The 9,335-nt window shown below is 71.0% G+C and carries 10 protein-coding genes; 4 read left to right on the top strand and 6 right to left on the bottom strand.

Going from position 1 to position 9,335, the window contains the following annotated elements; genetic code table 11:
* Positions 1 to 96: 96 nt before the first annotated feature.
* The 4 genes from ABZZ74_RS45495 to ABZZ74_RS45480 all read right to left on the bottom strand — a co-directional run bounded on the left by ABZZ74_RS45495 (position 97) and on the right by ABZZ74_RS45480 (position 3,238).
* Complete coding sequence (locus tag ABZZ74_RS45495; protein ID WP_356950006.1) at positions 97 to 1,098, bottom strand: CU044_5270 family protein; 1,002 nt, start codon at positions 1,096 to 1,098, stop codon at positions 97 to 99.
* The gene (locus tag ABZZ74_RS45490) at positions 1,091 to 1,711 is read right to left on the bottom strand and encodes an RNA polymerase sigma factor (protein ID WP_133042883.1); all 621 of its coding nucleotides are present in this window, start codon (positions 1,709 to 1,711) and stop codon (positions 1,091 to 1,093) included. The genes ABZZ74_RS45495 and ABZZ74_RS45490 overlap by 8 nt, the downstream gene beginning before the upstream one ends.
* A 155-nt stretch (positions 1,712 to 1,866) precedes the next feature.
* Complete coding sequence (locus ABZZ74_RS45485) at positions 1,867 to 2,466, bottom strand: hypothetical protein (RefSeq protein WP_356950005.1); 600 nt, start codon at positions 2,464 to 2,466, stop codon at positions 1,867 to 1,869.
* Positions 2,459 to 3,238: an alpha/beta fold hydrolase gene (locus ABZZ74_RS45480; RefSeq protein WP_133043095.1), complete on the bottom strand. Its 780-nt coding sequence runs from the start codon at positions 3,236 to 3,238 to the stop codon at positions 2,459 to 2,461. Before ABZZ74_RS45480 ends, ABZZ74_RS45485 begins: the two co-directional genes overlap by 8 nt.
* Positions 3,239 to 3,397: 159 nt before the next feature.
* Between ABZZ74_RS45480 and ABZZ74_RS45475 the strand changes: the two genes are divergently transcribed.
* The 4 genes from ABZZ74_RS45475 to ABZZ74_RS45460 all read left to right on the top strand — a co-directional run bounded on the left by ABZZ74_RS45475 (position 3,398) and on the right by ABZZ74_RS45460 (position 7,199).
* The gene (locus ABZZ74_RS45475; protein ID WP_356950004.1) at positions 3,398 to 4,153 is read left to right on the top strand and encodes a lysophospholipid acyltransferase family protein; all 756 of its coding nucleotides are present in this window, start codon (positions 3,398 to 3,400) and stop codon (positions 4,151 to 4,153) included.
* Positions 4,154 to 4,178: 25 nt separating this feature from the next.
* Positions 4,179 to 5,384: a DUF5931 domain-containing protein gene (locus ABZZ74_RS45470; RefSeq protein ID WP_356950007.1), complete on the top strand. Its 1,206-nt coding sequence runs from the start codon at positions 4,179 to 4,181 to the stop codon at positions 5,382 to 5,384.
* Positions 5,384 to 6,061, top strand: a complete 678-nt coding sequence (locus ABZZ74_RS45465; protein ID WP_207929731.1) for a response regulator transcription factor — start codon at positions 5,384 to 5,386, stop codon at positions 6,059 to 6,061. The genes ABZZ74_RS45470 and ABZZ74_RS45465 overlap by 1 nt, the downstream gene beginning before the upstream one ends.
* 109 nt (positions 6,062 to 6,170) lie before the next feature.
* Positions 6,171 to 7,199, top strand: a complete 1,029-nt coding sequence (locus ABZZ74_RS45460) for a 6-phosphofructokinase (protein WP_356950003.1) — start codon at positions 6,171 to 6,173, stop codon at positions 7,197 to 7,199.
* Positions 7,200 to 7,210: 11 nt separating this feature from the next.
* Here the strand turns inward: ABZZ74_RS45460 and ABZZ74_RS45455 are convergent, their stop codons facing one another.
* Together ABZZ74_RS45455 and ABZZ74_RS45450 are read right to left on the bottom strand one after the other, a co-directional pair.
* Positions 7,211 to 9,073 carry an anthranilate synthase family protein gene (locus ABZZ74_RS45455; protein ID WP_356950002.1) on the bottom strand — a complete coding sequence of 621 codons (1,863 nt, stop codon included), beginning with the start codon at positions 9,071 to 9,073 and terminating at the stop codon, positions 7,211 to 7,213.
* Between the two features lie 114 nt (positions 9,074 to 9,187).
* Entirely contained in the window at positions 9,188 to 9,244 is a 57-nt protein-coding gene (locus ABZZ74_RS45450; RefSeq protein ID WP_071528813.1) for a trp operon leader peptide, read from the bottom strand.
* Between the last annotated feature and the right edge of the window lie 91 nt (positions 9,245 to 9,335).

The raw sequence follows: 9,335 nt of genomic DNA, 5'->3' as shown, positions 1-9,335 counted from the left end.
CGTCGCAATCCACACCGAACGGGAAGGCCCTCACCCGTTCAAGATCCCTCAGCTGAGACCTGGCTCACCCGTCCACAACCTCCCGAGACAGAACACCTAGCCCCCGGCGGCCGGCCGCACCTTCACCCTGTCGACGACCGCCCAGCTGTCCAGGTACGACAGCTGGATGTACGTCTTCTTGTCCTTGCCGTCACCGGAGGTGCGCGTGTTCCGGAAGCCCAGGAACGCGTACGTGTCCGGGTCGAAGATCATCGTGCCGAGACTCGGGCGGCCCTTGTCGCTGTAGGTGATCCCGATGCCCACGCGCCCACGGGCGTCCCTCACCCCGGGTGTCGCCCTGACCCCCGGGATCTTCCCCAGCGCCTCGTACGCGGCGGCCCGGAGTCCCGCCGGCATGACCGGCACCCGGTACAGCAGGCCCTCGAGACTGAAGTCGATCATCCACCAGTCGTCGGCCTTGATCGGCTGAGAGTAGTCCGGCGTCCTGTCGAACGGATCGCGCATGGCCCTGAGCAGTTTGTCGGGGTCCGTCGGCAGCTTCGACAGCCGCGTCCAGTCCTGCGTCGGCCACACCCCCTCGTTCTTCTTCAGCGGGGGCGACCACCACCCCTTGCCGATCTCCATCACCCAGGACGACTTCGAGTTGTCGACCGACCGCCAGTCCTCGTCGACGTACGTCTTCGTGGTTCCCGTGCCCTGCTCGGTCTCCTTGATGATCTCCTTGGAGTAGATGTACTGGTCGTCGCGCGGAGCGACCTGCTTCTCGTGCGACCGCTGATAGGCAGCCGCCTTCGCCAGCACGGTCCGCGCGCTGGCGTTCTGCAGCGTCGGCGTGCCGGCGACCGGCGGTCTGGCCGTGGGGTGCGTACGGGTGCCGCCGTCGTCCCGTACGGCGACCAGCACACCGGCGCTCACCGCGGCGGCGAGAGAGGCGGTCAGGGCGATGCGCAGCATGGGGCGGCGGGGCCGTACACGCGCGACGGGTCGGTCCATCGCCGCCAGCAGACGGGCCCGGGCGCGGTGCCTGGTCGCGTCGTCCAGCGGGGCGGTTCCCGGGTCGAAGTCCCTCAGTTCGCGCAGTTCGTCGATGTCATGCATGGGCGTCCGCCTCCCGGAAAGCCGTCGGATCGGTTCCGCCCAGTGCTTCGCGCAGTCTGCCGCGGGCCCGGTGCAGCCGCGATCTGACGGTGCCGACCGGCACGTCGAGCGCCTCGGCGGCCTCCTCGTAGTCGAGGCCGGCCCACGCCACCAGCAGGACCACATCGCGATGCCGGGCGGACAGCCCGCCCAGCGCGGCCGCCAGTTCCCGGCGCACCCCCGTGGCACCGGCCCTGGCGACCGCGCGCTCCGCGACCGGCTCCTCGTGCTCCACCGGCTCCGGCAGGCGGGCGATCGCCCGGAACCGGCGCGCCTCGGACCGGCGGTGCCGGCCCACGAGGTTGGTCGCGATGCCGAACAGCCACGGGCGGGCGTCGGCACGCGTGAGGTCGTAGGTCCCGCGTCTCTGGAAGGCGGTGACGAAGGTCTCCGCCATCACGTCCTCCGCCGCCTCCGTGCCGAGTCGCCGGGCCGCGTAACGGTGCACGGCGTCGGCGTACCGGTCGAAGAGGACGGCGAAGAGTTCGGGCTCGTCCCGGGACCGCTCGATCACACGGGCGTCACTCTCCCCGCGATCCTCCGCGCGGGTGCCGACGCCCGGTCCGACGGTCATCGGGGCTCCTTTCTGTGGTGTCAACGCCTCGAAGGCTTGGGCTGCTTCGTGTTGTCACCTCTCCTTCGCCGCAGCGGCGGATCGAGTTCCATCACGCACACGAGGGCCCGCCCGGATGCGTCCGGGCGGGCCCTCGATCGTGCGTGGGTGGGGAGTCAGACCACCGCGCCGCGGCCCGGGTCCTCGGGCTCGTCGTCGTCCGTGCGCATGCGCATCACCAGCGTGGCGAAGCCGCCCAGGAAGCCGCCGATGCCAAGTGTGGTGAGCCACCAGGTCATGTCCCAGCCGAACAGCACGGCCAGCAGGATCAGCACGGGGCCGCCGATGACGCCCAGCCAGGCGAACTTGGCGGTCACGTCGGCGTCGGGCAGCGGTGGCGGCTCCGGCGGGACGAAGTGCCCCTCGTCGTCCTCGTCGAAGTCGTCCTCGGACGGTTCCCGGGCTGAATAGTCCCGCGGTCCGACGCCCGGCGCGAAGGAGATGGAGCTGCCCAGCGGACCCGCGGGTCTGCTCTGCTTCTCCTCCTTGTCGCCCTTCTCTCCCTGGTCCGCCTTGTCGTCAGCCGGCTTCTCGTCGTTCGTCTCCGGCTCCAGCAGGGCCAGGTCCTCGACCGACTTGAACGGCTTCGTGCCCGGCGGGTCCTTCGGCTCCTCGCCGTAACCGGCGACGATCGCGGCCCACGCGGCGTCCTCGTCGAACGGGACGCCCTGCTCCTCCGGCTCGCGGTCCTCGCGATCCGAGTCGTGCTCAGCCACCAGCGGCCGTCCCTTCCTTGCCGACACTGGGTGCGAGCCGGCCGATGAACGCGAGGCTCTCCTCGAAGATCCGGTCCGCGTCATGGTCCAACGTCGCGACGTGGTAGCTCTGTTCCAGCAGGATCTCCGTGACGTCCCGCGAGGAGACCCGGCTCAGCACGCGCGCGGAGTCGGCCGGCGGCACCACATGGTCCTGCGGGCTGCGCAACAGCAACAGCGGCTGGGTGACCTGCGGCAGCTCGCGGTCGACCAGCCGGAAGAAGTTCCTCAGGGAGTGCGCCGCGTGCAGCGGCACCCGGTCGTACCCCAGCTCGGCGCTGCCCGGCAGGGCGATGTCGCTGGCGATCCCCTTCGTCGTACGGACGAGATGACGGGCCACCGGAAGGGCGTACGCGGACAGGCCGTGCACCTTGTTCGCCGGGTTGACGACCACGACGCCACTGACCGCGTCACCGTGCCGGGCCGCCAGCCGCAGCGCCAGGGCGCCGCCCATGGACAGACCGGCCACGAAGACCCGCTCGCAGCGCTCGCCCAGGGCGCGCAGCTCGCGGTCCACCTCCGCGTACCAGTCCTGCCAGCCGGTGAGCTGCATGTCCTCCCAGCGGGTGCCGTGCCCGGGCAGCAGCGGCAGCGACACCGTGAGGCCGTGCTCGGCGAGGTACTCCGCCCACGGGCGCAGCGACTGGGGCGAGCCCGTGAACCCGTGGCAGAGCAGGACGCCGACCTCCCCGCCCTCGTGGCGGAACGGCTCGGCTCCAGGAAGGACCGGCACCATCGGTCTCCTGTTCATGAGAGGGACGGTTCATGAGAGTGACGTGAAGTCCAGATGTGCTTCACCGTACGCGACGGCACTGACACCGACCAGGGCCGTCGGCTCCTTTGCGCGCGGGGCGGGTTAAGGTCTGATCGACGACAAACAGGAGGCACTCGGTTGTTGTACGGCGCGATGAAGGTCGCTATCGGGGGACCGCTGAAGGTCACCTTCAGGCCCTGGGTGGAGGGCCTGGAGAACGTGCCCGCCGAGGGCGCGGCGATCCTGGCGAGCAACCACCTGTCCTTCTCGGACTCGTTCTTCCTGCCCGCGGTCCTCGACCGCAAGGTGACCTTCATCGCGAAGGCCGAGTACTTCACCACGCCCGGTGTGAAGGGCCGTCTGACGGCCGCCTTCTTCAAGGGCGTCGGCCAGCTCCCGGTGGACCGCTCCGGCGCGCGCGGCGCGGGCGAGGCCGCCATCAAGAGCGGCCTGGAGGTCCTGGAGCGCGGTGAGCTGTTCGGGATCTACCCGGAGGGCACCCGCTCGCCCGACGGCCGCCTCTACCGGGGCAAGCCCGGCGGCCTCGCGCGCGTGGCGCTGGCCTCCGGCGCCCCGGTCGTCCCCGTCGCGATGATCGACACGGAGAAGATCCAGCCGCCGGGCAAGGTCATGCCCAAGATCATGCGTCCCGGCATCCGCATCGGCAAGGCCCTCGACTTCAGCCGCTACCAGGGGATGGAGCACGACCGTTTCGTGCTGCGCGCGGTGACCGACGAGGTCATGTACGAGATCATGAAGCTCTCCGGCCAGGAGTACGTCGACATATACGCCACCGCCGCAAAGCGGCAGATCGCGGAGGCGGCGAAGGCCGAGAAGGAACAGGCCAAGGAACAGGCGAGGGAACAGGCCAAGAAGGACAAGTCCGGGGCTTAGGCTCCCGGCTGTGGGGGTGGGGGAGTTGGCCAAGCGCGAGCGCGTGCTGAAGATGTCGGTCGAGCAGCCGCTGTGGCGGGCGCTCACCGCGTACCGGGTGCTCACCATGCTGTACGCGGTCGGGCTGTTCGCCACCGCCTACGACGAGTACGACCGACCCGGCGTCGCCATCGTCTACTACTGCGTCCTGTTCGTGTGGACCCTCGCCACCCTGCCCCGCGTGCAGAACGCGGCCGCCTGCACCAAGCGCTTCCTCGCCGTCGACCTCGCCATCGCCCTCACCGGCATCCTGCTGACCCCGCTGGCCGCCGACGACGCGCACATCCACAGCGGCGGTCCCACCCTGCCGTCGATATGGACCGCCGGATCGGTCCTCGCCTACGCCATCAAGGGCGGCTGGCGCTGGGCCGCGTTCGCCTCCACCCCGGTCGCCGCCGCCAACCTCATCGAGCGCGGCGCCCCGGCCCGCGACACCGTCCACAACGTCATCCTGGTCTGGGTCGCCTCCATCGCCATCGGCTACGTCGTCGAGGTGGCTCGCGCCTCCGAGCGCACCCTCGCCCGCGCCCTGGAGATCGAGGCCGCGACGAGGGAGCGGGAGCGGCTCGCCCGGGACATCCACGACGGGGTCCTGCAGGTGCTGGCCATGGTGCAGCGCCGGGGCCTGGTCATCGGCGGCGAGGCGGCCGAACTGGGCCGGATGGCGGGCGAGCAGGAGGTCGCCCTGCGCACCCTGGTCTCCGGCGGGCTGCTCCCGGTCTCCCGGGCCTCTCAGGACGCGGCCGAGGGCGCGGTCGTACGCGTCGTGGACGAGCCCGACGAGGACGGTCCCGTCGATCTGCGGACCCTCCTCGCCCCGTACGCGGCCGCCAAGGTCAGCTTCGCCGAGCCCGGCGCGCCGGTGCCGCTGCCGCCGGCCGCCGCGAAGGAACTGGCCGCCGCCGTCGGCGCCTGTCTGGACAACGTCCGCCGGCACGCGGGCGAGCACGCGCGCGCGTGGATCCTCGTCGAGGACGAACCCGGCGAGGTCGTGGTGACCGTACGGGACGACGGACCCGGCATCCCCGAGGGGCGGCTCGCCCAGGCCGAGGGGGAGGGGCGGCTCGGGGTCGCCCTGTCGATCCGCGGCCGACTGCGCGACCTCGGCGGCAGCGCCGAGCTGATCTCGGTGCCCGGACAGGGCACGGAGGTCGAACTGAAGGTACCCAAGAGCGTGAAGGCGGAGCGGTGATGAGTGAGCGGCAGGACCCGATCAAGGTCATGGTGGTCGACGACCACCCCATGTGGCGCGACGCCGTCGCCCGCGACCTGACCGAGTCCGGCTTCGACGTCGTCGCCACCGCCGGGGACGGCGACCAGGCCGTGCGCCGCGCCAAGGCAGCCGGCCCCGACGTCCTCGTCCTGGACCTGAACCTGCCCGCGAAGCCCGGCGTCCAGGTCTGCAAGGAGCTCGTCGGGCACAACCCGGCCCTGCGGGTCCTCGTGCTGTCCGCGAGCGGCGAGCACGCCGACGTCCTGGAGGCCGTGAAGTCCGGCGCGACCGGCTATCTGCTGAAGTCGGCGTCCACGGAGGAACTGCTGGACGCGGTGCGCCGTACCGCCGTCGGCGACCCGGTGTTCACGCCGGGCCTGGCCGGACTGGTCCTCGGCGAGTACCGCCGCCTGGCCTCCGAACCGGCGCCCGCCCCCGGCACCGACGAGCCGGGGGCGCCGCAGCTCACCGACCGCGAGACCGAGGTGCTGCGCCTGGTGGCCAAGGGCCTGAGCTACAAGCAGATCGCCGAACGCCTGGTCATCTCCCACCGCACGGTCCAGAACCACGTCCAGAACACCCTCGGCAAGCTCCAGCTGCACAACCGGGTGGAACTCGTTCGGTACGCCATAGAGCGCGGACTTGACGACGAGTAAACCAACCGCCCGCTGATTCACCGGAATTGCCGGTCCCGCCCATCCCTCTGTGACGTGGATCACCATTAGCGTGGCTGTCACCAGGCAACCGCGGCGAAGGGACATTTCCATGCGGGTCGGAGTACTGACCGGAGGCGGCGACTGCCCCGGGCTCAACGCCGTCATCCGGGGCGTCGTCCGCAAGGGCGTGCAGGAGTACGGCTACGACTTCGTCGGCTTCCGGGACGGCTGGCGAGGACCCATGGAGGGCGACACCGTCCGCCTCGACATCCCCGCCGTGCGCGGCATCCTGCCCCGCGGCGGCACCATCCTCGGCTCCTCGCGCACCAATCCCCTCAAGCAGGAGAACGGCATCCGGCGCATCAAGGAGAACCTCGCCAAGCTGGAGGTCGAGGCGCTCATCGCGATCGGCGGCGAGGACACCCTCGGCGTCGCCGCCCGCCTCACCGACGAGTACGGCGTCCCGGTCGTCGGCGTGCCGAAGACCATCGACAACGACCTGTCCGCCACCGACTACACCTTCGGCTTCGACACCGCCGTCGGCATCGCCACCGAGGCCATCGATCGGCTGCACACCACCGCCGAGTCCCATATGCGCGTGCTGGTCTGCGAGGTGATGGGCCGTCACGCCGGCTGGATCGCCCTGCACTCCGGTCTCGCGGGCGGCGCCAACGTCATCCTCATCCCGGAGCAGCGCTTCGACCTGGACCAGGTGTGCGCCTGGATCACCTCCCGCTTCAAGGCCTCCTACGCACCGATCGTGGTCGTCGCCGAGGGCGCCATGCCCAAGGACGGCGACATGGTCCTCAAGGACGAGTCGCTGGACTCCTTCGGGCATGTGCGCCTGTCCGGCGTCGGCGAGTGGCTGGCCAAGGAGATCGAGAAGCGCACCGGCAAGGAGGCCCGCACCACCGTGCTCGGGCACATCCAGCGCGGCGGCACCCCGAGCGCCTTCGACCGCTGGCTCGCCACCCGCTTCGGCCTGCACGCCATCGACGCCGTCCGCGACGGCGACTTCGGCAAGATGGTCGCCCTGCGCGGCACGGACATCGTCCGCGTCCCGATCGGGGAGGCCACGGCCAAACTGAAGACCGTGGACCCGAAGCTGTACGAGGAGGTCGGCGTCTTCTTCGGCTGACGTCCGCCGGGTCAGGACAACGTGCTCGTGCCGCGCAGCCGGCCGACGAGGTCCCGCACGAGCACCGCCCCGTTCAGCGTCAGTACCGACTCCGGGTGGAACTGCACTCCCGCGAACCCCGGGCCGCGCACGGCGTGCACCTCGCCGTTGCCGGCCCGGCTCACCTCGATGCCGTGCGCGGCCAGTTCCTCCGCCACCTCGACCTCGCAGCGCGCCACGAAGCTGTTGTAGAAGCCGACGGTCTCCTCCCGTCCGAACAGGTCGATCGTGGTCTGCGCGCCCTGGTACGGCACTTCCTTCCGTACGATCTCCAGGCCCAGCTCGGCCGCGATCAGTTCGTGCCCGAGGCAGACGCCGAGGACGCCGTGCCGGTGGCCCCGGATCACCTCGGCGGTCAGCTTCCGCAGGAAGCGCATCTTGGGGTCCTCCAGGTCGGCGGGATCACCGGGCCCCGGGCCCAGCACGACCGGTCCCTCGTGCGCGAGAACGGCTGACTCGAGGCCCGGCTCGTCGTAGCGCCGGACGGTCACCTCCAGCCCACCCGAGCGCAGCACGTGCGCGAGCATCGCCGTGAAGGTGTCCTCGCCGTCGACGACCAGGGCATGACCGGTCAGCTCCTCGGCCCGCTCCTGCATCCGCAGCCAGAAGGGTGCGAGCGAGGCCCGGCGTCCGTCGAGCGCGGCACGCACGCGTGGGTCGTCGGCGAGACGTACGGGCGCGTGCTCCGCACGCGGCCGTGACGGACGTACGCCCAGGGCCGCCAGCACTCCCGCCGCCTTGGCGTGGGTCTCGGCGACCTCGCTCGCCGGGTCCGAGCCGCGGACCAGGGTGGCGCCGACCGGCACGCGCAGGCGGCCGTCGGCGTCGATGTCGGCGGTCCGGATCAGGATGGGGGAGTCGAGGGTCTGGGCGCCGCCGGAGTCGTGGCCGAGCAGCGCGAGCGCGCCCGCGTAGTAGCCGCGCCCGCCGACCTCGTGGCGCTCGATGACCCGGCAGGCGTTCTGCACGGGGGAGCCGGTGACGGTCGCCGCGAACATGGTCTCGCGCAGGACGTCCCGGACGTCCAGCGAGGACTTCCCGCGCAACTCGTACTCGGTGTGCGCGAGATGGGCCATCTCCTTCAGCCGCGGGCCGACCACCACCCCGCCCATGTCGCCGACGGTGCACATCATCTTGAGCTCCTCGTCGACGACCATCGACAGCTCCTCGATCTCCTTGCCGTCGGCGAGGAAGCCGAGCAGATGCTCCGGCGTCGGGCCCTCGGCGGGATAGCGGTAGGTCCCGCTGATCGGGTTCATGACGACCGTGCCGCCGGACATCCGCACATGCACCTCCGGGCTGGCGCCGACCAGCGTGCGCTCCCCGGTGTGCACCACGAACGTCCAGTACGCGCCCCGCTCGCCCTCCAGCAGCCGGCGGAACAGCGCGAGCGCGTCGGCGCGGGAGAACCCCGGGATCCGACCCTCGTACGTCCGCCGGATCACGAAGTTCGCGCCCTCCCCCCGGCCGATCTCCTCCCGCAGCACCCGACCGACGATCTCGCCGTACGCGGCGTCCTCGACGTCGAACCCGCCGCGCTCGACACGGACGTCATGGGTGGGGAGCTGGGCCAATGCGTCCCGCAGCGGCAGCGTGTGCGTCTCCTCGGGCGTCAGCACCGCGAGCGGCGTCCCGTCGTCGCGGACGTCGAAGCCCCGCTCACGGATCTGGCGGAAGGGCACCAGGGCGAGCCCCTCGTCGGGAAGGTCGGCGAGGCGGTCGTACGACGTGACCGGGCCGAGGAACAGCTCCACGGTGTTCTCGTCGTGGCCCGGCGTGCGGCGGCGCAGCAGGGCGAAGGGGCGGGGATCGTCGAGCAGGTCGAGCAGCTGCATGGGTCCGGTTCCTTCTCGCTGGAGGATTCACTGGGAATCGCTGGGAGGAACGGACCCCGGAAACACCGAAGGCCGCCCCTCGGGCGGCCTTCGCGAAGTCTTGCGTACGCGCAGTCAGTGGGCCGCCGGATGAGCGGTCCACCACCAGTTCTGGGTCGAGTGCGCGAACATGCGGCGGACTTTACACCATCGACCCGCGAGTTGACCTTCACAGGAACACCTCAGGAATGCCTCAGACTCTTTCTTGACGTGCCCATGCCCC

This window comes from Streptomyces sp. NPDC006476 (assembly GCF_040612015.1).
Taxonomy (GTDB): Bacteria; Actinomycetota; Actinomycetes; order Streptomycetales; family Streptomycetaceae; genus Streptomyces; species Streptomyces griseorubiginosus_B.
The sequence above is the reverse complement of the archived record's forward strand: the minus strand, read 5'-3'. Positions and strand labels throughout refer to the sequence as shown.